The sequence below is a fragment of the Pseudaeromonas aegiceratis genome, from assembly GCF_046254905.1.
Lineage (GTDB): Bacteria > Pseudomonadota > Gammaproteobacteria > Enterobacterales > Aeromonadaceae > Pseudaeromonas > Pseudaeromonas aegiceratis.
Window position 1 is genome coordinate 823,991 of the sequence record NZ_CP158016.1, and the last position, 23,554, is coordinate 847,544.

The 23,554-nt window shown below is 64.7% G+C and carries 19 protein-coding genes; 11 read left to right on the top strand and 8 right to left on the bottom strand.

Translation table 11 applies throughout. The features are described from left to right. Positions 1-8: 8 nt before the first annotated feature. The 7 genes from ABHF91_RS04120 to ABHF91_RS04150 all read left to right on the top strand — a co-directional run bounded on the left by ABHF91_RS04120 (position 9) and on the right by ABHF91_RS04150 (position 5,563). Positions 9-665 carry a molybdenum cofactor guanylyltransferase gene (locus ABHF91_RS04120; protein WP_409422198.1) on the top strand — a complete coding sequence of 219 codons (657 nt, stop codon included), beginning with the start codon at positions 9-11 and terminating at the stop codon, positions 663-665. After that, on the top strand, positions 662-1,180 hold the full coding sequence (gene moaB, locus ABHF91_RS04125) for a molybdenum cofactor biosynthesis protein B (RefSeq protein WP_409422199.1): 519 nt from the start codon (positions 662-664) through the stop codon (positions 1,178-1,180). Before ABHF91_RS04120 ends, moaB begins: the two co-directional genes overlap by 4 nt. Beyond that, positions 1,177-1,674, top strand: coding sequence for a cyclic pyranopterin monophosphate synthase MoaC (gene moaC / locus ABHF91_RS04130; protein ID WP_409422200.1), 498 nt, complete (start codon positions 1,177-1,179; stop codon positions 1,672-1,674). Before moaB ends, moaC begins: the two co-directional genes overlap by 4 nt. Beyond that, complete coding sequence (gene moaD / locus ABHF91_RS04135) at positions 1,671-1,916, top strand: molybdopterin synthase sulfur carrier subunit (RefSeq protein ID WP_409422201.1); 246 nt, start codon at positions 1,671-1,673, stop codon at positions 1,914-1,916. Before moaC ends, moaD begins: the two co-directional genes overlap by 4 nt. Position 1,917: 1 nt before the next feature. Then, positions 1,918-2,403, top strand: a complete 486-nt coding sequence (gene moaE, locus ABHF91_RS04140; RefSeq protein WP_409422202.1) for a molybdopterin synthase catalytic subunit MoaE — start codon at positions 1,918-1,920, stop codon at positions 2,401-2,403. A gap of 306 nt (positions 2,404-2,709) precedes the next feature. Continuing rightward, on the top strand, positions 2,710-4,854 hold the full coding sequence (locus tag ABHF91_RS04145) for an adenosylcobalamin-dependent ribonucleoside-diphosphate reductase (protein ID WP_409422203.1): 2,145 nt from the start codon (positions 2,710-2,712) through the stop codon (positions 4,852-4,854). 37 nt (positions 4,855-4,891) lie between these two features. Further along, positions 4,892-5,563, top strand: a complete 672-nt coding sequence (locus tag ABHF91_RS04150; RefSeq protein ID WP_409422204.1) for an NrdJb — start codon at positions 4,892-4,894, stop codon at positions 5,561-5,563. Positions 5,564-5,593: 30 nt separating this feature from the next. Here the strand turns inward: ABHF91_RS04150 and ABHF91_RS04155 are convergent, their stop codons facing one another. Both ABHF91_RS04155 and ABHF91_RS04160 read right to left on the bottom strand, forming a co-directional pair. Next, entirely contained in the window at positions 5,594-6,652 is a 1,059-nt protein-coding gene (locus ABHF91_RS04155) for a diguanylate cyclase domain-containing protein (protein ID WP_409422205.1), read from the bottom strand. Positions 6,653-6,785: 133 nt separating this feature from the next. Then, on the bottom strand, positions 6,786-7,451 hold the full coding sequence (locus ABHF91_RS04160; RefSeq protein WP_409422206.1) for a fructose-6-phosphate aldolase: 666 nt from the start codon (positions 7,449-7,451) through the stop codon (positions 6,786-6,788). Positions 7,452-7,593: 142 nt separating this feature from the next. Between ABHF91_RS04160 and ABHF91_RS04165 the strand changes: the two genes are divergently transcribed. Both ABHF91_RS04165 and ABHF91_RS04170 read left to right on the top strand, forming a co-directional pair. Further along, positions 7,594-8,499: a glycyl-radical enzyme activating protein gene (locus ABHF91_RS04165; protein ID WP_409422207.1), complete on the top strand. Its 906-nt coding sequence runs from the start codon at positions 7,594-7,596 to the stop codon at positions 8,497-8,499. Beyond that, a complete protein-coding gene (locus ABHF91_RS04170; RefSeq protein ID WP_409422208.1) occupies positions 8,499-10,928 on the top strand; it encodes a formate C-acetyltransferase/glycerol dehydratase family glycyl radical enzyme in 2,430 nt (809 codons plus the stop codon). Before ABHF91_RS04165 ends, ABHF91_RS04170 begins: the two co-directional genes overlap by 1 nt. A 64-nt stretch (positions 10,929-10,992) precedes the next feature. On the opposite strand, the gene ABHF91_RS04175 is transcribed toward ABHF91_RS04170, so the two are convergent. The 5 genes from ABHF91_RS04175 to ABHF91_RS04195 all read right to left on the bottom strand — a co-directional run bounded on the left by ABHF91_RS04175 (position 10,993) and on the right by ABHF91_RS04195 (position 18,489). After that, positions 10,993-11,826: a ZIP family metal transporter gene (locus ABHF91_RS04175; RefSeq protein ID WP_409423078.1), complete on the bottom strand. Its 834-nt coding sequence runs from the start codon at positions 11,824-11,826 to the stop codon at positions 10,993-10,995. A 309-nt stretch (positions 11,827-12,135) separates the two neighbouring features. Then, positions 12,136-12,594, bottom strand: a complete 459-nt coding sequence (locus ABHF91_RS04180; RefSeq protein WP_409422209.1) for a hypothetical protein — start codon at positions 12,592-12,594, stop codon at positions 12,136-12,138. Positions 12,595-12,769: 175 nt separating this feature from the next. Then, positions 12,770-14,170 carry an efflux transporter outer membrane subunit gene (locus ABHF91_RS04185; RefSeq protein WP_409422210.1) on the bottom strand — a complete coding sequence of 467 codons (1,401 nt, stop codon included), beginning with the start codon at positions 14,168-14,170 and terminating at the stop codon, positions 12,770-12,772. After that, a complete protein-coding gene (locus ABHF91_RS04190; RefSeq protein WP_409422211.1) occupies positions 14,163-17,315 on the bottom strand; it encodes an efflux RND transporter permease subunit in 3,153 nt (1,050 codons plus the stop codon). The genes ABHF91_RS04185 and ABHF91_RS04190 overlap by 8 nt, the downstream gene beginning before the upstream one ends. Before the next feature lie 7 nt (positions 17,316-17,322). Next, entirely contained in the window at positions 17,323-18,489 is a 1,167-nt protein-coding gene (locus ABHF91_RS04195; RefSeq protein WP_409422212.1) for an efflux RND transporter periplasmic adaptor subunit, read from the bottom strand. A gap of 149 nt (positions 18,490-18,638) precedes the next feature. Here ABHF91_RS04195 and ABHF91_RS04200 point away from each other — a divergent pair, with 149 nt between their 5' ends. Together ABHF91_RS04200 and ABHF91_RS04205 are read left to right on the top strand one after the other, a co-directional pair. After that, positions 18,639-19,286 (top strand): TetR family transcriptional regulator, encoded by a 648-nt coding sequence (locus ABHF91_RS04200; protein ID WP_409422213.1) that lies wholly within the window; start codon positions 18,639-18,641, stop codon positions 19,284-19,286. Positions 19,287-19,452: 166 nt separating this feature from the next. Next, a complete protein-coding gene (locus ABHF91_RS04205; protein ID WP_409422214.1) occupies positions 19,453-21,555 on the top strand; it encodes a methyl-accepting chemotaxis protein in 2,103 nt (700 codons plus the stop codon). A 62-nt stretch (positions 21,556-21,617) separates the two neighbouring features. On the opposite strand, the gene acs is transcribed toward ABHF91_RS04205, so the two are convergent. Further along, positions 21,618-23,501, bottom strand: a complete 1,884-nt coding sequence (gene acs, locus ABHF91_RS04210; protein ID WP_409422215.1) for an acetate--CoA ligase — start codon at positions 23,499-23,501, stop codon at positions 21,618-21,620. Positions 23,502-23,554 lie beyond the last annotated feature (53 nt).

Sequence of the window (23,554 nt, forward strand, 5' to 3'; positions counted from 1 at the left end):
GGGGCACTATGTCAGTCTCTTCTCACTCGTCCCACTGTGCCCCACTCTATGGCCTGCTGCTGGCGGGCGGTGAGTCCCGACGCATGGGGCGCAACAAGGCGTTGCTGGCCTTGGATGGTCAGGGGCTGCTGGCCCGTGGCCTGGCGCTGTTAACGGCGGCCGGTTGTGAGCGCTGTTTTGTCAGCGGCCAGTATCCGGGGTTGCCCTGCCTGCCGGACGCCCCCGCCTGGCAGGGGCTGGGCCCCTTGTCCGGTATGGCCTCTGCCTGTTTGGCCTATCCGCTGGCCCACTGGCTGGTGCTGCCGGTGGATATGCCGGCCCTGGCCCCCGCGGATCTGCAGGCGCTTATCTTGGCCGCCGGTGACGGGCATGGCGCCTGCTACCAGCCGACGCAATTTCCCCTGCTGCTGCGCGCCGGCCCCCGGCGGGCTGAGTTGCTCGCGGCGCTGTTGGCCGATCCCGAGCCCCGGGCTCGCCGGGTCGGCGCCCTGCTCAAGGGGCTGGGGCTGCCGGCGTTGCCTGCCGAGCCACAGAGCCGATTTCTCAACACCAACACCCCGGCGCAGTGGCAGGCATTGCTGCAGACGCTGGGCAGTATCGACACCTCGGCGCCCCTGGTGGGCGCCGATACCCATTCCCTTTCTTCAGACAAGGAGCTGCCATGAGCCACGCCGCGGCCGAGTTCAAACCCCTGCACCTGGCGGTGCTGACCGTATCCGACACCCGGGATCTCACCACCGACACCTCGGGACAATGGCTGGTGGACGCCCTCACGGGGGCAGGCCATGAGCTTGCCGATCGCGCCCTGGTGGTGGATGACATCTACCAGATCCGCGCCGTGGTGAGCCGCTGGATTGCCGACGCCCGGATCCAGGGGGTGCTCATCACCGGGGGCACCGGCTTCACCGGCCGGGACACCACGCCGGAGGCCATCAAGCCCCTGCTGGACAAGGAGGTGGAGGGCTTCGGCGAGCTGTTCCGCGCCGTCTCCTTCACCGAGATCGGCACCAGCACCATCCAGAGCCGTGCCCTGGCGGGATTGGCCAACCGCACCATCATTTTCTGCCTGCCGGGCTCCAACAACGCCTGCCGCACCGGCTGGGAGAAGATCATCGCGCCCCAGCTGGACGCCCGCACCAAGCCTTGCAGCTTCGTCATGCACCTCAAGGAGGGCGCATGAGCCAGCTGACCCATGTGCAGGGCAATGGCGAGGCCCACATGGTGGACGTGGGGGGCAAGGCCGTCACGGTGCGGGAGGCCAAGGCCCAGGGCTGGGTGCGCATGGCCCCCGAGACCCTGGCGCTCATCCTGTCGGGTGGCCACCATAAGGGGGACGTGTTCGCCACCGCCCGCATCGCCGGCATCATGGCGGCCAAGAAGACCTGGGATCTCATCCCCCTGTGCCATCCCCTGGCCCTGACCAAGGTGGAGGTGCAGCTGACGCCCGAGGCCGACGGCCAACGGGTGCGCATCGAAGCCCTGTGTCGCCTCAGTGGCCAGACCGGGGTGGAGATGGAGGCCCTCACCGCCGTGTCGGTGGCGGCCCTGACCCTGTACGACATGTGCAAGGCGGTGGACAAGGCCATGGTGATCGAGCAGGTGCAGCTGGTGGAAAAGCGCGGCGGCCAGTCCGGCGACTATGTGCGTGAGCAGGAACAGGGGAGACTGAGATGATCCAGGTGAAGTTTTTTGCCCAGGTGCGGGAGCTGGTGGGGGAGTCGGCCCTGCGCCTGCCCGCCGATTACCCGGATGCAGAGGCCTTGCGGGCGGCCCTGGCGGCCCGGGGCGACAAGTGGGCGCTGGCGCTGGGAGCCGACCACCTGCTGGTGGCGGTCAACCAGGTGCTGGTGGGCCTGGAGACGCCGCTAAACGACGGCGACGAGGTGGCCTTCTTTCCACCGGTGACGGGAGGCTAGCATGACAGAGCCGAGCATGGACGATCTGATCCGGGTCCAGGAGAGCGACTTCGATCTGGCGGCCGAGTACGCCCGGCTGGCGGGGCGCTCGGGTACCGGCGCCCTAGTGAGCTTCGTCGGCCAGGTGCGGGATTGCAACGAGGGGGCGGCGGTCGAGGGATTGTTTCTGGAGCATTACCCGGGGATGACGGAGCGGGCCATGGCGGATCTGGTGGCCGAGGCCCGGGCCCGTTGGCCCCTCACCGGCGTCACCCTGATCCACAGGGTCGGGGCCCTGAAATTGGGCGAGCAGATCGTCCTGGTGCTGGTGGCCGGCGGTCACAGAGCCGAGGCGTTTGCCGCCTGCGAATTCCTGATGGATACCCTAAAGAGCCGGATACCTTTCTGGAAGCGGGAGCTGCGGGGGGATGGCCAATCCCACTGGCTAGCGGCCCGGGACAGCGATGCCCAGGCGGCGGCCCGTTGGCAGGAAAAACCCGAATTGTAAAATTCCTGTGATTCCAGTTGCTTGCCATTTTTTGCACAATTGCCGGCAAATTCAGACTGGTTTTATGGCCGGCGAGGATTAAAATGGCCCGCCTTTTGCTGACGATAAAAACCAACATCTAGTGTTGGTTTTTGTTTTTTCGTCGATATGTTGTGGGGTTCACGGTTTTGACGCACCAGCGTTCTAGACTCCCCCAACGCGGGATCCAGTTCAAGTTCCCACCGACCACCACTCTGCTAGAGTCTTGCCGCCGCAAGACCGGCAAACCACAGGCTACAGACCGTTTAACAGGAAGGCTGATTGACCATGGCAAAATCAAATCCGGTGCTGGAGGCGCAGACCGACGCGCCTGTCATTCCCCTGCAGGAGACGTCCAAGGAAATCTGGGACACCAAATACCGTCTGAAGACCAAAGATGGCCAGCCCATCGACCAGGACGTGGACGGCACCTACCAGCGCGTCGCCCGGGCTCTGGCCGAGCAGGAGCAGGAGCCAGAGAAATGGTACGAACCCTTCCTCTGGGCCCTGCGCAATGGCGCCATCCCCGCCGGTCGCATCACCTCCAACGCCGGGGCTTTTGAGCACAAGCCGGCCACCTCCACCATCAACTGTACCGTGTCCGGCACCATCCAGGACTCCATGGATGACATCCTGAACAAGGTGCACGAGGCGGGGCTGACCCTGAAGGCCGGCTGCGGCATCGGCTACGACTTCTCCACCCTGCGGCCGCGGGGCGCCTTCGTCTCCGGCGCCGGCGCCTACACCTCAGGCCCCCTGTCCTTCATGGACATCTACGACAAGATGTGTTTCACCGTCTCCTCCGCCGGGGGCCGTCGCGGCGCCCAGATGGGCACCATGGACGTGCGTCACCCGGACGTGATGGAGTTCATCCAGGCCAAGCGTGAAGACGGCCGCCTGCGCCAGTTCAACCTCTCCTTGCTCATCACCGAGGACTTCATCCAGGCGGTGCGGGATGACCAGGAATGGCGCCTGATCTTCCCCTTCAACAAGAAGGAAGTGGAGATGGATGGCACGGATCTCAGTGCCGCCGACGTGGTGTGGGCCGACTGGCCCAGCAAGGACGGGGTGGTGATCAACGATCAGGGTCTGGTGGCCTGCAAGGTCTACAAGAGTCTGCCGGCCCGCCGCCTGTGGAACGTCATCATGACCTCCACCTACGACTACGCCGAGCCGGGCTTCATCCTCATCGACAAGGTGAACCAGATGAACAACAACTGGTTCTGCGAGGACATCCGCGCCACCAACCCCTGTGGCGAGCAGCCGCTGCCGCCTTACGGCGCCTGCCTGCTGGGCTCCATCAACCTGACCAAGTTCATCCGCCAGCCCTTCACCGATGGCGCGCATTTTGACTGGAATGCCTTCCGCAAGGTGGTGAGTCTGTTCACCCGCATGCTGGACAACGTGGTGGAGATCAACCAGCTGCCGCTGGAGAAGCAGCGCCAGGAGATCGAGAGCAAGCGCCGTCACGGCATGGGCTTCCTGGGGCTGGGCTCCACTCTGACCATGCTGGGCATCAAGTATGGCTCCGCCGCCTCCGTGGCCTTCACCGAGCAGGTGTCCCAGGAGCTGGCCATCACCGGGTGGAAGGAATCCCTGGCCCTGGCCAAGGAGAAGGGCGTGGCCCCCATCATGAGCCAGGAGTTCGAGGTGACCGCCGCCATGCTGCGCAAGCGCCCCGAGATGGCCGCCGACGGCATCAAGCTGGGTGACAAGCTGCCGGGCCGTGTCCTGCACGCCAAGTACAGCCGCTACATGCAGCAGGTGGCAGAGGTGGAGCCCGAGCTCGTCGCCGCCCTGGCCGAGCACGGTGGCCGCTTCACCCACCACAGCTCAATCGCCCCCACCGGCACCATCTCCCTCTCCCTGGCCAACAACGCCAGCAACGGCATCGAGCCCAGCTTTGCCCACCACTATGTGCGCAACGTGATCAAGACTGGCAAGAAGACCAAGGAGAGCGTGGACGTCTACAGCTTCGAGCTGCTGGCCTACCGCGAGCTGGTAAACCCCAAGGCCATGCCCTACAGCGAGGATCCCGAGTGCCAGCTGCCGGGTTATTTCATCACCGCCGATGACATCACGCCGACCCAGCACGTGGACATTCAATCCGCCGCCCAGCGCTGGATCGACTCCTCCATCTCCAAGACCGCCAACGTGCCCACCGACTTCCCCTACGAGGAGTTCAAGCACATCTACATGTACGCCTACGAGCAGGGGCTCAAGGGCTGCACCACCTTCCGCTTCAACCCGGAGGCCTTCCAGGGCGTGCTGGTGAAGGAGAAGGATCTGGAAAACACCACCTACGAGTTCAATCTGGAAGATGGTTCCGTGGTGCAGTTGAAGGGCAATGAGGAAGTCGAATACGATGGCGAGGTGCACACCGCCGCCAACCTGTACGACGCCCTCAAGGAAGGTTACTACGGCAAGTTCTAAGGCGCCGCCTGCGGGCGGCCATGAGGCTAAACACCCTATGGTCAAGAAAATCGAAAGCAAGATCGTCGCCTACAAGGTCAAGACGAAGGAAGAGCTGGAAAAGCAGCAGGAAGCCGAAGTCGTGCACATGCACGAGACGGTGCAGCGGCCGGAGAAGTTGATGGGTACCACCTACAAGCTGAAGACCCCGGAGCACATCTCCGAGCACTCCTTGTTTATCACCATCAACGACATGGTGCTGAACGAGGGGACCGAGTATGAGACCCGCCGTCCGTTCGAGATCTTCATCAACTCCAAGAGCATGGAGCACTATCAGTGGATAGTGGCGCTGACCCGCATCATCTCCGCCGTGTTCCGCAAGGGGGGCGACATCACCTTCCTGGTGGAGGAGCTGCGCTCCGTGTTCGATCCCCGTGGCGGCTACTGGAACAAGGGCAAGTACGTGCCCTCGCTCATCGCCGAGATCGGCAACGTCATCGAGCAGCACCTGTGCGACATCGGTATGTTGAAGAGCGCCAGCCTGGATGAGCACCAGAAGGAGTTTCTGGCCCAGAAGCAGGCGGAGCTGGAGGCCGAGGCCCCCGGTGACGAGGAGGTGAGCAGCTTCCCGCCCAACGCCACCCTCTGCTACAAGTGCCACACCAAGGCGGTGATCCAGAAGGATGGCTGCATGACCTGCCTCAACTGCGGCGATTCCAAGTGCGGCTAAGCCCGCGGCTGGGATGACAAGAACCGGTGCCTAGGCACCGGTTTTTTTATGGCCGCGGGTCCGCAGGCCCAGCTTGTGCCGCCGTTTCATGCGGTACATGGCCTGATCGGCCTTCTCCAGCAACTCGTCCGGCTCCTGGCCATCCTCCGGGGCCATGGCCGAACCGACGCTGGCCACCAGCTCCAGATCCTTCTCCTGTCCCGGACAGTGGAAGGGGCGGTTGACCTGGGTCATCAGGCGATCCGTGCCCAGGGCCACGGCGTCGAGATCCGTGACCGGGTGCATCAGCACCGCGAATTCATCGCCCCCCAGGCGGGCCACAGTGTCCGACGCCCGCACCGCATGGGCCAGCCGTTTGGCAAACTCGCAGATGGCGGCATCGCCGGTGCCATGGCCGTAGAGATCGTTGATGGTCTTGAGGCCGTCCATGTCGATCATCAGCACCCCGGTGGGGCTGTCATCCCGGGAGGAGACCAGCAGGGTGCTGCGCAGCTTGTCCAGAAACAGGGCCCGGTTGGCCAGGCCCGTCAGCTCGTCGTGGGTGGCGCGGTAATAGAGATCGTCGGCGGCATACTTGGCGGCATAGAAGATCTCGGCCCCCAGCACCTCGGCCAGCATGGCCAGCAGGGCCAGATCTCGAGGGCCAAAGTGGCCCGGTTGGTGGGCCACCACCTTGAGCACCCCCACCGACAGGTCCCGAAACTTGAGGGGCAGCACCGCCAGGGAGCGGATCCCCAGCAGGCGGCAGGCCGCCTTATCCACCCGGGGATCTTCCTCGGTATCCTGACTGACCAGTGGGTTGCCGGTGCGCACGCACAGGCCGGACAGGCTGCCGTTGAGTTTGAGGCGCAGCCCCAGCTGGGTACCGGCGACGCCGGAGGCGGCCCGATACACCATGTCATCGTCTTCGGCCAGCTCCACCACGGCGCCGTCTGCCCCCACCAGGGGCAGGGCGCGCTGGACGATCAGGGCCATGACGCCCCCCAGATCCAGTCCCAGCTTGGCGATGTCGGCCTGCAGGCTGATGACCTCCAGCAGCTGCTGGGGGGTGGGGGCATCTGGGCTGCCCGGTTCCGCAATCCAAGCCATGAGCACCACCTGTCCACAGGGGAAATAACAAAGGTTGGCGGAGATGTCTTAACGTTAGCAAAGAAACACCGGGCCCGACGGGGCCCGGTATCTGAGTCTGCTAGCCAAGGTCATGGGAACCCTCGCCAGGCTCCTAGTTCAGGCTCATGGTCCCGAAGGCCGCCAGCCAGTCACGCTCAAAGCCTGCCAGGGCGGCATCCACCGCCGGGCTTTGCAGGATCTGCTCGGCCACCGCCACCGGCAGGGTGACCGCGGTGGCGCCGGCCAGCAGGCAGTCGAGCACCTGGCGCGGGGTCTTGAAGCTGGCCGCCAGCACCTGGCTGTGGGGGGCGTGCAGTTGCAGCAACTGCTGCAGTTCTCTCACCGCCTGGATGCCGCTGCAGCCCTGGGCGTCGATGCGGTTGACGTAGGGGGCCACATAGTCGGCACCGGCCTGGGCGGCCAGCAGGGCCGGCAGGGGCGCATAGATGGCGGTGCCCAGGGTGCGAACCCCTAAGGCCTTCAGGCGGCGGATGGCGGTGAGGCCCACGGCAGTGACGGGCACCTTGACCACCAGGCGCTCATCCCACTGACACAGCTGCTGGGCCTGCTCCACCATCTCGTCGCCGGTCTGGCCCAGCACCTGGGCAAACAGGGTCGCCTCTGGCCCCAGGCAGGCGCGCAGCTCCCGCAGCGTACTCTTGAGCGGACGACCGCCGGCGGCGACTATGCTGGGATTGGTGGTAACCCCGGCCAGTGGCCAGCTGGCGGCCAGGCGCTCCACCGCCGCCAGATCGGCGGTATCCAGATATAGCTCCATCAATGACTCCTCGTACTTGGATGATCTGTCTCACAGCCTGCTCACTATATGGTCAATGAACGCCAGCGCGTTTGATCGAGATCAATTCACTTTCGAACGAAAGCTTCATTATTGATTTATCGAAGCTGACCAGAGGTTCGCCATGGGCACCTGTTTCAATCTGCAGCGCTACTCCACCCATGATGGCCCGGGGATCCGTTCCGTGCTGTTCTTGAAGGGCTGCAGCCTGCATTGCCACTGGTGCCAGAACCCGGAGAGCCAGGCCCGCCGCACGGATCTGCTGTACGACCCGCGCCTGTGCCTGACGGGCTGCACACTGTGCCAGCAGACGGGGCACTGTTCGCGGCAGGGGGAGACGCTGAGCTTGGCGCGGGAGCGGCTGGATGAGGCAGCCTGCCGCCAGCTGGCTCAGGCCTGCCCCAGCGGCGCCCTGCAATGCCTGGGGGAGGCGTGGAGCCTGGCGCGGGCCATGACGGCTCTGCAAGCGGACTTGCCCTTCTACCAACGCTCCGGGGGCGGCATCACCCTCTCCGGTGGCGAACCCTTCTTGCAGCACGAGTTTGCCAGTCAGCTGCTGGCGGCAGCCAAGGCCCAGGGGATCCACACCGCCGTGGAGTCCTGCCTGCATGTGCCCTGGTCCCATATCGAACCCTGTTTGCCCCACCTGGATCTGCTGCTGGCGGATCTCAAGCAGGTGGATGAGGCCAAGTTCGCCCATTGGACCGGCGGCAAGGCGCGGCGGGTGCTGGATAACTTCCGTCGCCTGGCCGACCAGCCGCTGTCCATCATAGTGCGCATCGCCCTGATCCCGGGCTTCAATGCCAGCCAAGGCGAGCTGAGCGCCATGCTGGATTTTGTCGCCAATGAAACGTCGGCCCGGGAGGTGCATTTTCTGCCCTATCACACCCTGGGCATGCACAAGTATCAATTGCTGGGCCGGGACTACCTGGCCCCGCGGCAGCCCCTGGAGGATGAGGCGCTGCTGGACTTTGCCATGGAGGCGGCCCGGGAGCGGGGCCTGACTCCGGTATTAAGAGGACAAGCGTGATGACCCAACTGAACCTTGAGCTGGCCAGCCAGCGTATCGCCGCCCACAAGCAGGCCCTGATCACCCTGACCAAGCCGCCGGTCTGTACCGAGCGGGCGCTGGCCTACACCCGGGCCTATCAGGCCCATGCCGACAAGCCCCTGATGGTGCGCCGGGCCCTGGCGCTGGCCGAACACCTCAAGAGCAAGACCATCTGGATCAAGCACGATGAGCTGATCGTCGGCAACCTGGCCGCCGAGGTGCGCGCCGCCCCCATCTTCCCCGAATATACGGTGAGCTGGCTGGAGCAGGAGCTGGATGATCTGGCGGACAGGCCCGGTGCCGGCTTCGCCCTGAGTGAGCAGAACAAGCAGATCATCCGGGATCTCTGCCCCTTCTGGCACGGTCAGACGGTGCAGGCCCGTTGCTATGGCCTCTACACCGAGGAGCAGCAGGCGCTGTTGGCCTCCGGCATCATCAAGGCCGAGGGCAACATGACCTCGGGGGACGGTCACCTGGCGGTGGATTTCGCCCAGTTGCTGGCCTTGGGGCTGGATGGTTTCAGAGACAAGGTGAGCGAGCGGCGCAGCCGGCTGGATCTGGCGGATTGGGCGGATCTCAAGTCAGAACAGTTCTTGAAGGGCGTGGCCCTGGTGCTGGAAGGCTTGTCCGACTACATACTGCGCTACGCCCAGCTGGCGGAGCAGATGGCGGCCGAGGAGCCACGGGCCTGGCGGGCCGAGGAGCTTCATCAGATCGCCACCAACTGCCGCCACATCGCCTGCCTGCCGCCGCAAAGCTTCTGGCAGGCGCTGCAACTGTGCTACTTCGTCCAACTGGCCCTACAGATTGAGTCCAACGGCCACTCCGTCTCCTTGGGACGGCTGGATCAGTACCTCTACCCCTGGTACCAGCGGGACGTGGAGCAGGGGGACCTGCCCCGGGCGCGGGCCATCGAGCTGCTGCAAGGCTGCTGGCTCAAGCTGCTGGAGGTGAGCAAGATCCGCTCCGGCTCCCACTCCAAGGCCTCCGCCGGCAGCCCCCTGTACCAGAACGTCACCATCGGCGGTCAGACCCTGGTGGATGGCAGAGCGGTGGATGCGGTGAACGGCCTCTCCTATGCGGTGCTGGAGTCCTGCGGCCAGCTGAGATCCACCCAGCCCAACCTGAGCGTGCGCTATCACGGCGGCATGAGCGATGACTTCCTGGATGCCTGCGTGCAGGTGATCCGCTGCGGCTTCGGCATGCCGGCCTTCAACAACGACGAGATCGTCATCCCCGAATTCATCCGCCTGGGGGTGAGCCGGGCCGACGCCTTCGACTATTCCGCCATCGGTTGCATCGAGACGGCGGTGCCGGGCAAGTGGGGCTACCGCTGCACCGGCATGAGCTTCATCAACATGACCCGCATCCTGCTGGCCGCCCTGGAGCAGGGCCGGGACACCACCTCAGGCCGCACCTTCCTGTCCCAGCCCCAGGGTCTGTCGTTGGGCAACTTCGAGCGCTTTGAGCAGGTGATGGCCGCCTGGGATCGCCAGGTGCGCTACTACACCCGCAAGAGCATCGAGATCGACTGTGTGGTGGACTCCATGCTCGAAGAGCTGGCGCCGGATCTGCTCTGCTCGGCCCTGGTGGATGACTGCATCGAGCGGGGCAAGAGCGTCAAGGAGGGCGGGGCCCGTTACGACTGGGTGTCCGGGCTGCAGGTGGGCATCGCCAACCTGGGCAACAGCCTGGCGGCGGTGCGCCAGCTGGTGTTCGAAACCGGCCAGGTGGGCCAGCCTGAACTGGCGGCCGCCCTGGCGGACGACTTTGCCGGTCTGTCCGGCGAGCAGCTGCGCCAGCGGTTGATGAATGCGGTGCCCAAGTACGGCAACGACGTGGCCGAGGTGGACGCCCTGCTGGTGCGGGCCTATGACAGCTACATCCAGGCCCTCGGCGGCTTTCACAACACCCGCCACGGCCGCGGACCCATCGGTGGCGGTTACTACGCCGGCACCTCCTCCATCTCCGCCAACGTGCCCTTTGGCGCCGCCACCGCCGCCACCCCGGACGGTCGCCACGCCTGGAGCGCCCTGGCCGAAGGGGCGAGTCCGGCCTCTGGCTCCGACAGCCAGGGGCCCACGGCGGTGTTCAACTCCATCAGCCGGCTGCCCACCGACAAGATCTTGGGGGGCGTGCTGCTCAACCAGAAGCTGAGCCCCGCCTGCCTGGAGAACCCGGCGGACCGGCTCAAGCTGCAGCTGCTGCTGCGCACCTTCTTCGAGGTGCACAAGGGCTGGCACGTGCAGTACAACATCGTCTCCCGGGAGACCCTGCTGGCGGCCAAGGCCCATCCGGATCAGTACCGGGATCTGGTGGTGCGGGTGGCGGGTTACTCCGCCTTCTTCACCGCCCTGTCGCCGGAGGCCCAGGACGACATCATCAACCGCACCGAGCACCAGCTCTAGTCGGTGATGGCACAAGGGGAATAAAAAAGGGGAGCCTGCAGGCTCCCCTTGGTGTTTGGCGCGGTCAACCCAGGCTAGTATCCAGGGTCATCATCAGGGCGAAGCCCACCATGAGCCCCAGGGTGGCGTAGGTCTGATGGCCGTTGCGGTGGGTCTGGGGGATCACCTCGTGGGAGACCACAAACAGCATGGCGCCGGCCGCCAGCCCTAGACCTATGGGGTAGGCCAGGGGCATGCCGCTGGCCACGCCGATCCCCAGCAGGGCACCAAAGGGTTCCAATACGCCGCTGCCGATGGCGATGAGCACCGCCAGGCCCGGGCGAAAGCCCGCGGCAATCAGGGCCAGGGCCACCGCCAGCCCCTCGGGAATATCCTGCAGGGCGATGGCGGTGGTCAGCGGCAGCCCCACCTTCATGTCCCCCTGGGAGAAGCTCACCCCGATGGCCATGCCCTCGGGAATGTTGTGCAATGCGATGGCAAACACGAACAGCCAGATGCGATCGCAGCGCTCGTAGCCCGGGCCGCAGGGGCCTGTCTTCTCATGCTCGTGGGGGGTGAATTCGTCCAGTCCCAGCATCAGGGCCACCCCCAGGGCCATGCCCAACACCACCACGGCGGCGCTCAGGCCGCTGCTGCCGGTGAGTTCATGGGCGGCATCCAGGCCCGGCAGCAGCAAGGAGAAGGCGCTGGCCGCCAGCATCATGCCGGCGGCAAAGCCCAGCATGGCGTCCTCCACCCGCTGGGGGATGCGGCGCAGCACGAAGGCGGGCAGGGCCCCCAGGCTGGTGGTGGCAAAGCCCGCCAGACCGCCGATCAGGCCGTAGCGCACCCCGGGGCCCACGTCGCCAATCCACAAGAGCACCAGGCTCTGCAGCAACAGCAGCAGCACCAGCACCATGGCCAGCCCCAGGCCGGCGGCGGTGATGGGGTGGGCCAGGATGTGCCGGCGCAGCAGCTCGGGCCAGGGTTGGGGCAGGGTGGATTGGGTGGCGTCCATGGTGGCCTCGATTTCTAAATGAGAACTTATCTCACTATATCAGGGTGGATGTGTGCTGAGTATGACAATCTGTCGATTGTCATGACAGAAAAACCCTGCTGTGGCAAGCCCGAGCCCGGTTTGGTCTGGGCAAGCCCCGTGCAAGAAAAGGAGCGCCGTATGGCGCTCCTTTGAGTCGGGTGGCAATCCCGAGCCGCTGGGCCCGAGGCGTTACTGACGACCGCCCTGGCCGCCACCGCCGCCATTGCCATTGCCTTGGCCGCCGCTACCACCGCTGCTGCCGTTACCTCCCTGGCCGGTGCCGCCCATGCCCATTCCCTGGCCCATGGGAACCTCCTCCGGCAGGGTGACGCCCTTCTCACGGGCTCGCTCCTGCATCTGCTGGTGGTGTTGCAAGCGGAGCTGTTCTCTTTCCTGCTCCGTGGTGGCGGCCCGCATCCGGGTCTGGTAGGCCTGACGCTCTGCATCAGTCATCAGTTGGCTGCCGTAGATGGTCTGGTCGTGCATCATGAGCCGATCTTGAGTCTGCAGCTGATCCCGATCCATGGTCTGCAGCTGGTCACCATCCATGGTCTGCAGCCGGTCTTGATCCCTGATCTGATCGGCGGCCCACCCTGTGCCGCTCAGCAGGATGCCGAGCAGGCAGGCGAGCCGGGTTAGCTTGTTCATGGCCATATCCCCTCCTTCGGTGTGTTAAACCGGCACCTTGACCTGGCGGGGGCTCCGCGGTCGCGATGCCAACAGGTCGGATGAATATCCGATCGGGAGACAGTCATGAGTATAGGCCAGGGCGGGGAGCCGTCCGGCCCAAGAAAAACCCCGCCAGAAGGCGGGGTGGGTCACATCAGGATTGCGGCTTCGCCGGGCTGGCGCTGGCTTGCCAGCCACCCCCGATGGCCTTGTACAGGCTCACCTGGTTGGAGAGGGCCGCCAGCTGGCTGGAGACCAGACTCTGCTGGGCGCTGAACAGGCTGCGCTGGGCATCCAGTCGGGTCAGGTAGCTGTCCACACCGTGCTGATAGCGCTTGTCCGCCAGGGTGAAGTAGGTCTGGTTGGCTTCCACCTGGGCCTGTTGGGCCGCCAGCTGCTGCTGGTAGTCCGTCTGGGCGTTCAGGCCGTCCGAGACTTCCTGGAAGGCAGTCTGGATGGTCTTCTCATAGGTGGCGACCGCCTCCTGTTGATCGATCTTGGCGACATCCAGGTTGGCCTGGTTGCTGCCGAAGTCAAACAGCGGCAGGGACAGGCTGGGCACGAAGGACCAGCTGCCGGAGCCGGCGCTGAACAGATCTCCCAGCTCGGCACTGGCCGTTCCCGCGGTGGCCGTCAGGCTGATGCTGGGATAGAAGGCGGCGCGCGCCACCCCTATGTTGGCATTGGCGGCCTTCAGGCTGTGTTCCGCGGCGGCGATGTCCGGTCGCTGGGCCAACAGGCTGGAGGGGGCGCCCACCGGAATGGCGGCGAATTGTACCTCGGCCAGCTGGCTGGGCAGCGTCAGATCCGCCGGCAGCGGGCTGCCCATCAACAGGGTCAGGGCGTTGCGATCCGCCGCCTGCAGTCTGTGGTACTGGGCCACGCTGGCCTTGGCGCTCTCCAGGCTGGTGCGGGCCTGGGCCAGCTCCATCTCGGAGGCTGCCCCCAGGGTCTGCTTGCGGGCGATGAGGTCATAGCTCTCCTGCTCCGTGGTCAGGGTCTGCTGGCTCAGGGCCAGCAGCTGAGTGTCGGAGATCAGGTTGAGGTAGGCGTCCGCCACCGAGGCCACCAGGGCCAGCTGGGTGCTGCGCTGGGTCTGGGTTTGTGCCAGGTAGTTTTCCAGGGCCTGGTTCTTCAGGTTCTGCACCCGGCCAAACAGATCCAGCTCATAGGAGGTCACTCCCAGGTTGGCACTGTACTGGCTGCTGATGCTGGCCTCGCCGCCGGTCACGGTGGAGGGGGAACGGGCGCGGCTGCCGCTGGCACCTATGTCCAGCCCAGGGAACTGGGCCGCCCGTTCGATGCGGTATTGCGCCTCATAGCGCTGCACCGCCAGCACCGACAGGCGCAGATCCCGGCTGTTGTCCAATGCCAGCTGGATCAGGGTCTGCAGGGCCGGATCCTGGAACTGCTGTTGCCAGCCTAGAGGAGCGGTCTCGCTGGTGCCGGCCTGCCAGGTGGCGCCGGCCGGAGTGGCCGGGCGCTCGTAGTCGGGGGCCAGGGAACAGGCCCCCAGGGTCAGGGTCAGGCTCAGGGCGAGCAGGGTCTTAGTCATGGTTTACCTCCGACTGGGCGTGGGCCAGCCGCTCGGCCCGGGATTCGTGCTTGGTGAAAAAACGGATGATCAGCACGAAGAACAAGGGAACGAAGAAGATGGCCAGCACGGTGGCACTCATCATGCCGCCCAGTACCCCGGTACCGATGGCGTGACGGCTGCTGGCACCGGCGCCGGTGCTGATGGCCAGCGGCAATACCCCCAGCATGAAGGCCAGTGAGGTCATCAGAATGGGGCGCAGACGCATGCGTGCCGCTTCGGCCACCGCATCGGTGAGGCCCCGGCCCTTGTCATACAACTCCTTGGCGAACTCCACGATCAGGATGGCGTTCTTGGCCGACAGCCCTATGGTGGTCAGCAGACCCACCTGGAAGTAGACGTCGTTCTCCAGGCCGCGGGCGGTGGCGGCCAGGATGGCCCCCAGGACCCCGAGGGGCACCACCAGCATGACGGAGAAGGGGATACTCCAGCTTTCATACAGGGCGGCCAGACAGAGGAACACCACCAGCAGGGAGATGGCATACAGAGCGGGTGCCTGAGCGCCGGCCTGCCGTTCCTGATAGGACAGACCCGTCCATTCCAGCCCTATGCCATCGGGCAGTTGCTTGACGATCTCCTCGATGGCGGCCATTGCCTCGCCGGTACTCTTGCCGGGGGCGGCTTCCCCCACGATTTCCATGGCGGATACGCCGTTGTAGCGCTCCAGGCGCGGTGAGCCGTAGCCCCAACTGGCGCTGGCGAAGGCCGAGAAGGGCACCATGTCACCACTGCTGTTGCGCACATACCAGCGGTCGAGATCTTCCGGGGTCATGCGGAAGGGCGCATCGGCCTGCAGGTAGACCTTCTTCACCCGACCCCGATCCACGAAGTCATCCACATAGGAGGAGCCCCAGGCGGCCGACAGGGTGTCGTTGATGTCGGAGACCGACAGCCCCTGGGCCATGGCCTTGTCGTAATCGATTTGGACGTTGAGCTGGGGGGTATCCTCCATGCCGTTGGGGCGGACCCGCACCAGATTGGGGTTCTGGGCGGCCATGCCCAACAGCTGGTTACGGGCAGCCATCAGCTTGTCGTGGCCCAGACCGCTGCGATCCTGCAGGTAGAAGTCGAAGCCGGTGGCGGTGCCCAGTTCGGGAATGGAGGGCAGGTTGAAGGCGTAAACCTGGGCTTCCTTGATGCTGAACAGGAAGCCCATGGCCCTGCCTATGATGGCGTTGGCGCTGCGGTCCGCGCTCTTGCGCAGGCTCCAGTCCTTGAGCTTGATAAACGCCATCCCGGTATTCTGACCGGAGCCGGCGAAGCTGAAGCCCGCCACCGTCATCACGGTCTCGACGTTGTCCTTTTCCTGTTGCAGGAAGTAGTTGCGCATCTTGGTCATGACTTCCTCGGTGCGCTCCTTGGTGGCGCCCACCGGCAGTTGCACCATGGCCATGATCACCCCCTGGTCCTCTTCCGGCAGGAAGGAGGAGGGCAGTCGCATGAACAGCACCGCCAGGATACCCAGCATGGCAGCATACAGGATGCTGTAGCGCACCCCTTGCTTCACCACCTTGCGAACGCCGTGCTGATAGGCGTTGGTACCCCGATCAAAGATCCGGTTGAACCAGCCGAAGAAACCGCGCTGTTCGCCAAACTCGCCGTGCTTCATGGGCTTGAGCAGGGTGGCGCACAGGGCCGGCGTCAGGATCAGGGCCACCAGCACCGACAGCACCATGGAGGAGACTATGGTGATGGAGAACTGGCGATAGATGGCGCCGGTGGAGCCGCCGAAGAAGGCCATGGGCACGAACACGGCGGAGAGCACCAGGGCGATGCCCACCAGGGCGCCGGTGATCTGATCCATGGACTTGCGGGTGGCCTCCAGGGGCGAGAGATCCTCCTCGCTCATCAGACGCTCGACGTTTTCCACCACGACGATGGCATCGTCCACCAACAGGCCGATGGCCAGCACCATGCCGAACATGGTGAGGGTGTTGATGGAGAAGCCGAAGGCGGACAGCACGCCGAAGGTCCCCAGCAGCACCACGGGCACGGCGATGGTGGGGATCAGGGTGGCGCGGAAGTTCTGCAGGAACAAATACATGACGCAGAACACCAGCGCTATGGCTTCGATCAGGGTGTGGACCACCTCCTCGATGGAGATCTTGACGAAGGGGGTGGTGTCATAGGGATAGACCACCTCCATGTCATCCGGGAAGTACTGGGACAGCTCGGCCATCTTGGCCTTCACCTTCTCGGCGGTGTCCAGGGCGTTGGCGCCGGTGGCCAGCCGGATGGCCAGGGCGCCGGTGGGCTTGCCGTTGTACTTGGCCTCGGTGTCATAGTTTTGACCGGCCAGCTCCACCCGGGCCACGTCCTTGATGCGGACCTTGGCGCCGTCCTGGGTCACGGTGAGCAGGATGTTGCCGAACGCTTCCGGGCTGGTCAGGCGGCTCTGCCCCATGATGGTGGCGGTGAACTGGGTGCCCGCCACCGACGGAGTGCCCCCCACCTTGCCCAGGGCCACCTGGGCGTTTTGCGCCGTAATGGCGGCGGAGACGTCGGCAGGGGTCAGCTTGAAGCGCTCCAACTTGCTCGGATCCAGCCAGATGCGCATGGCGTACTGGCTGCCGAACACGTTGATTTCCCCCACACCATCCAGTCGGCTTACCGGCTCCTTGACGTTGGAGACCAGGTAATCGGAAAGGTCATCGTTCCCCCAGGTGCCCTTGGGCGAGATGATGGCGGCCACCATCAGGAAGCTGCTGGAGGTCTTGCGCACGCTGATCCCTTGTTGCTGCACCACGGAGGGCAGTTGGGAGGTGGCCTGCTGCAGCTTGTTCTGCACCTGCACCTGGGCGATGTCCGGATCCGTGCCCGGCTGGAAGGTCAGGGTGACGGAGACGTTACCGGCGGCATCGCTCTGGGCCGACATGTAGAGCAGGTGATCCAGCCCCGTCATGTTCTGTTCGATGATCTGGGTCACCGACTCTTCCACCGTCTTGGCGGAGGCACCCGGATAGCTGGCGGAGATCCCCACGGCCGGCGGGGCTATGGTGGGATACTGGGCGATGGGCAGTTGGGTAACCGACAGCAGGCCTGCCAGCATGATCACCAGGGCGATAACCCAGGCGAAGATGGGGCGGTCAATAAAAAATCTTGCCATGGGGCCATTACTCCTTGTCGGCGTCAGCGGTGGCGGCGGCTTCTTGTGGGGCAACCTTGGCGCCGGTCTTCACCTTCTGCAGGCCGGCTACGATCACCTTGTCACCGGCTTGCAGGCCGGACTCCACCAGCCAGCTGCCCTTGATGCTCTGGCTGACCTGAATATCACGCGGTTCCACCTGGTCCTGACCGTTGACCACCATGACGCTGGTGCCGCCCCGCGGGGTGCGGGTCACCGCCTTCTGGGGCACCAGCAGGGCATCGGCCCGTTGGCCTTCATCCAGGCTGGCGCGCAGGAACATGCCTGGCAGCAGCAGGCCGTCAGGGTTCGGCACCACGGCGCGCAGGGTCACCATGCCTGTGGTCTCATCCACGCTGGCATCGGCAAACTGCAGCTTGCCCACCTGACTGTAGGCGCTGCCGTCTTCCAGGGTGAAGTGCACCAGGGGCTGCTGATCCTTGTCGGTGGCCAGCTTGCCCTCGGCCATCAGCCGCTTGAGGTGCAGCAGGTCTGTGCTGGACTGGGTCAGGTCCACATACAGGGGATCGAGTTGTCTGATGGTGGTGAGGGCATCGCTCTGGGAGGCGGTGACCAGGGCCCCTTCGGTGACAGCAGAAGAACTGATCCGGCCTGTGATGGGGGCCGTGATGCGGGTGCGATTGAGATCGATCTGAGCACTCTTGAGGCTGGCCTTGGCGGCGGCGACCTGGGCCTGATACTGCTTCCAGCTGGCCTGGGCATCGTCATAGTCCTGTTGGCTGACGGCCTGGATCTTCACCAGTTCGGCATAGCGCTTGGCCTGCAGGCGGCTGGAGGCCTCCAGGGCTTCGGCCTGGGCCAGATTGGCCTTGGCGCTGGCCACGCTGGCCTCATAAGTATCCGGATCTATCTGGTACAGGGGCTGGCCGGCCTTGACGTGAGCGCCTTCGGTAAACAGGCGTTTCTTCAGGATGCCACCCACCTGGGGGCGGACCTCGGCGATGCGATAGGCGCTGGTGCGGCCGGTCAGTTCGCTGGTCAGGGGCAGGGTGACGGGGTGCAGGGTGACCACATCCACCGGGATGGCTTGGGCCGGACCGGCCTGTTGGGCTGTGGTTGCCTCACCGCAAGCCGTCAGCAGAAGGCCGGAGAGCACCAGGGCGACCAGCGTGGGGCGAAAGGAGCGAGCGGGCATAGTGCGTGAATCCTCTTAAGTGTCCATTTCGTGCTAGGTAGGAGAGGGAAGCGGATTTGGCAAACAGCTTCCTGCATGGCAATATACATACATGCAAGAATGTATGTAAGCGGTTTTTGCGCTTTTTTACCCCCACTACCGAGGTCAAGATGGCTCGTCGAACCAAGGCCGAAGCCCAGGAAACCCGCCATGCCATCATGCAGGCGGCCATGCGCCAGTTCAGTCAGCAGGGCTGGGCCGCCACGAGCCTGGCGGCGGTGGCCAGCGAGGCCGGGGTGACCCGCGGCGCCATCTATTGGCATTTCAAGAACAAGGCCGAGTTGCTGATGGCCCTGTGGCAGGAGCTGTGTGAGCCCATAAGTCAGATGCTCTCTGCCAGCTTGGATGTGGATGAGCCGGATCCCCTGGGGCATTTGGAGCGTTTCTTGTTGCTGCTTCTGGAGAATGTCACCACCAGCGACTCGCACCGGGAATTTTTCCGGCTGTTCTTCAATCAGACCGAACCGAGCGACGAGATGCTGGCGTTTCATCAGCAAATCCAAGCGGTGGTGAGAAATTATCAGGTGCAGCTGCGCGGCGCCTTGCGCAATGCCATGGCTCATCACCAGTTGCCCGACGACTTGGATGTGGATCAGGCGGCGGTGTTTATTCACTGCGCCCTGGATGGTCTGATCCTCAACGCCCTGCATCCCTGCAGCATGCTGACGCTGGCGCTGCATATGAAGACCTATGTTCAATTCATTCTCTCCGCCCTGCGCCATGGCCTGCGGGATGCGTCTGCCGGGGCCTTGTGCTGACATTGAGCCCCAACATGGATCAAATGGCGTGAATTGGTGCCTTTCTCTTTATTTATCTTTTGCTAATCAAGGTATTAAGAGATATTTCCCCACCAAATGAGGCTGGTTTTTATCCCCGGGACTCCCTATCATCTGACGCTCGTTGGCAGTAGGTATGGACGGATTCATGCGTAGACTCTCCTTGCAATGGAAGATTTCACTGCTGGCTGGCGGCTGTCTGCTGCTGGCCATGGCCACCCTCACCGGCATCGCCCTGTTGGACATTCACCAGAGCAACCAGATGGTGGTGGCGCAGATCAGCGATGAGCTCAAGCGCGACGCCGAGCAGCAACTGATGCGTCAGGCGGCGCTGCAGTCCGCCGAACTCACTGACTACCTCTCGGAGGTGTATGTGCGGGGCGAGGCGGCGGTGCAGGCCCAGCTGTTCCAGAAGTCTTTCGCCGAGACCAATTTGCTGGATAGCGAGCTGCTGCGGGGCGCCGTGATGCACACCCTGCGGGCCACCCTGGAGAGCGCCCCCAGCCTGCTGGGCGGGTTTGTCATCTATCAGCCCAATGCTCTGGATAACGCCGATGGCATCTACACCGGGGCCAGCTACTTGGGCTCCAATGATGCCGGTCGCATGGCCTTCACCTGGCGCAAGCTGGGGGATCGGCTCTCCCGCGGCAGCATAGAGGAGCCGCAATTGGCGGGGGACAAGGCGGAGCCCTTCTACGGCTGCACCCTGCAAAGTCAGCAGATCTGCCTGCAGGAACCCAGGCTGGTGAACGGACAGCTGCAGACCGGACTCTCTTTGCCCATCACCCTGAACAAGAAGCTCATCGGGGCCCTGGGCCTGACGGTGGATCTGAGCCGCACCCAGGCCATGATGGCCCAGGTGGACAGCCAACTGTATGACGGCCAGGGTGATGTGGTGCTGCTGAGCGCTCAAGGCACTGTGCTGGCCAGCACCGCCGAGGGGCTGGTACAGGGGCAGGGGCTGACGGCGCAGGATGCGGCGCTGGGGGCGCGGGTGGACCAGCTGTTGGCGACAGCGGGCGAGCAGCTGAGCTGGGATGACGGCATGCTGGAGTTGTTTTTGCCCATTGCCGTGCATGGCAGTGCCAAGCCCTGGGCCATGCTGATCCGGATCCCGGCACCGGCGGTGCTGGCCCGGGCCAGCGGTATCGAGGGCCAGCTCTCCACCGAGCTCAAGGGGACGCTTACCGAACTGCTGCTGCTGGCGCTGCTGATCACCCTCATCGGTCTGGGGCTGTTCAGCCTGCTGGCCCGGCAGATCGCCCGGCCCCTGGCCGGGGTGGCGGATCGCCTGAAGGATATCGCCCAGGGGGAAGGGGATCTGACCCAGCGCATTCGCCTCGACCGGCACGACGAACTGGGCCAGCTGGCCAACTGGTTCAATGCCTTCCTGGACAAGATACACGGTACCGTCCGCACCCTGGTGGGGGGGGTGAGCACCAGTCGGGATGCCACCCAGGCCGCAGTGGCCCTCACCGCCAGCAACAAGGCGGCCCTCAATAGCCAGTTCAACGAGCTGGACATGGTGGCCTCCGCCATCGAGGAGATGCACCAGACCTCCCAGGAGGTGGCCATCAGTGCCAACCGGGTGGTGAGCGCGGCGGACAGCGCCGAGGAGGCGGCCCAGCAGGGCAAGGCCGTGGTGGAGGAGACCCGCCTGGCCATGGAGCAGCTGATGGACTACATCAATGCCACCAAACCCAAGGTGGAGGCCCTGTCCACCAACAGCGACAACATCAGCCAGATCCTCGAGGTGATCACCGCCATCGCCGAGCAGACCAACCTGCTGGCGCTGAACGCCGCCATCGAGGCGGCCCGGGCCGGGGAGCAGGGCCGTGGCTTTGCCGTGGTGGCGGACGAGGTGCGCAACCTGGCCCGTCGCACCCAGGATTCGGTGGTGGAGATCCGCCAGGTGATCGGCGATCTGCAGTCCGGCACCCGTGAGGTAGTGAACGGCATACTGGAGAGCCACCAGCAGGCCGACGTGACCCAGCAGCACAGCCGCCAGGCGGTGAGCCATATCGAGGAGATCACCCGGGCCATTGCCACCATCCAGCAGATGAGCAACCAGATCGAGATCGCCATCAAGGAGCAGGGCCAGGTCAGTGGCGAGATCAGCCTCAACGTCAACAACGTGCGCAAGTCCAGCGAACAGGTGATCGCCCAGTCCAACCGGGCCGACGAGATGCTGGCCCAGCTGGCCAGCCTGGCGGATGAGCAGCAGCGCCTGGTGGAGCAGTTCAAGGTCTAGGTTGTGCCCTCGACCCACAGCAAAACGGCCGTCATCGACGGCCGTTTTTTATGGCAGGCGGGCTACTCCTCCAGGGTGGAGAGATCCCCCTCATCCTGGCCCAGGGCCCGGGCCCGCAGCACCCGGCGCATGATCTTGCCGGAGCGGGTCTTGGGCAGGCTCTCGACAAACTGCACCGATTCCGGGGTGGCGATGCGGCCCAACTCCCGGGCCACATGCTCCTTCAGCTCGGTCTCCAGGTGCTTGTCGCCGATGAGGCCGCTGCGCAGCAGCACATAGGTGTGAATGCCGGTGCCCTTGAGCTCGTGGGGCAGGCCTATGGCCGCCGCCTCGGTCACCGCCGGATGGCTGACCAGGGCGCTCTCGATCTCGGCGGTCCCCAGGCGGTAGCCGGAGACCTTGAGCACCTCGTCCATGCGACCGATGATCCAGACGTAGCCGTCCTCGTCTATCTTGGCGCTGTCCCCGGCCTTGTAGTAGCCCTTGTCGGCATAGTCCCCCCAGTACAGCTCGGCATAGCGCTGGGGATCGCCGAAGATGGTGCGGGCCATGCCCGGCCAGGGGTTCTTCACCACCAGCTTGCCCTCTTCCCCCACCGGCACCTCGTTGCCCGCATCGTCCACCACCCCTATCTCGTTGCCGAAGAAGGGTTTGGTGGCGGAGCCGGGCTTGAGCGGCGTGATGGGCAGGGGGCAGATCATGAAGCCGCCGGTCTCGGTCTGCCACCAGGTGTCTATGATGGGGCAGCGGCTGCCGCCGATCACCTCGTAGTACCAGCGCCAGGCCTCGGGGTTGATGGGTTCCCCCACCGAGCCCAGCAGGCGCAGGCTGCTGAGATCGTAGCGGGCGGACCAGCGGTCGCCGAAGCGCATCAGGCCGCGGATGGCGGTGGGGGAGGTGTAGAGGATGGTGACGCCGTATTTTTCCACCATCTGCCACCAGCGGCTGGGATAGGGGTAGTTGGGGGCGCCCTCGTACATGATGAGGGTGCTGGCGTTGATGAGCGGGCCGTAGATCATGTAGCTGTGGCCGGTGATCCAGCCCGGATCTGCGGCGCACCACCAGCGGTCCTCCGGCTTGATGTCGAAGGCCATGCGGTGGGTGGTGGCGGTGTAGACGGCGTAGCCGCCGTGGGTGTGCACCAGCCCCTTGGGCTTGCCGGTGGTGCCGGAGGTGTAGAGGATGAACAGCCGGTCCTCGGCGTCCATCACCTCGGTGTCACAGCGGGGGCTGGCGATGGGCAGGGACTGGAGATCGTGGTACCAGAAGTCCCGCTCGCTTTCCATCTGCACCTCCAGGCCGTTGTTCCGCACCGTGATGCACACCTCTATGCTGGGGGAGCGCTGCATGGCCTCGTTGGCGATGGACTTGAGATCCGTCGGCTTGCCCCGGCGAAAGCCGCCGTCGGCGGTCACCAGCACCCGGCTGTCGGCGTCCTCGATGCGGGCCGCCAGGGCCTCCACCGAGAAGCCGCCGTACACCACGGAGTGGGCGGCACCTATCTTGGCGCAGGCCAGCATGGCGAACGCCAGCTCGGGGATCTGGGGCATGTAGATGGTGACGATATCCCCCTTCTGCACCCCCATGCTCTTGAGCACGTTGGCAAACTGGCAGACCTCCCGGTTGAGGGCATGGTAGGAGAAGGAGCGCACCTGGCCCTTCTCGCTCTCCCAGATGATGGCCAGCTTGTTGCGGGTGGCGCCCGTCAGGTGGCGATCGATGGCGTTGTGGATGATGTTGATCTTGCCGCCGGTGAACCACTGGTAGAAGGGCTTGTTGCTGTCATCCAGCACCTTGTCCCACGGCTGATACCAGGCCAGGGTGGCGGCCTGCTCGGCCCAGAAGGCCTCCCGCTGCTCGATGGAATAACGGTAACGCTGTTCGTATTCCGGCACATTGGCCTGGGCCAGCACCTCGTCGCTGGGGTAATAGAAACGCTCCGCCATCTTGGTCTCCTATGCCTGTCTGGGCCCCGAGGGGGGAAGGCATAAGTGTAGCT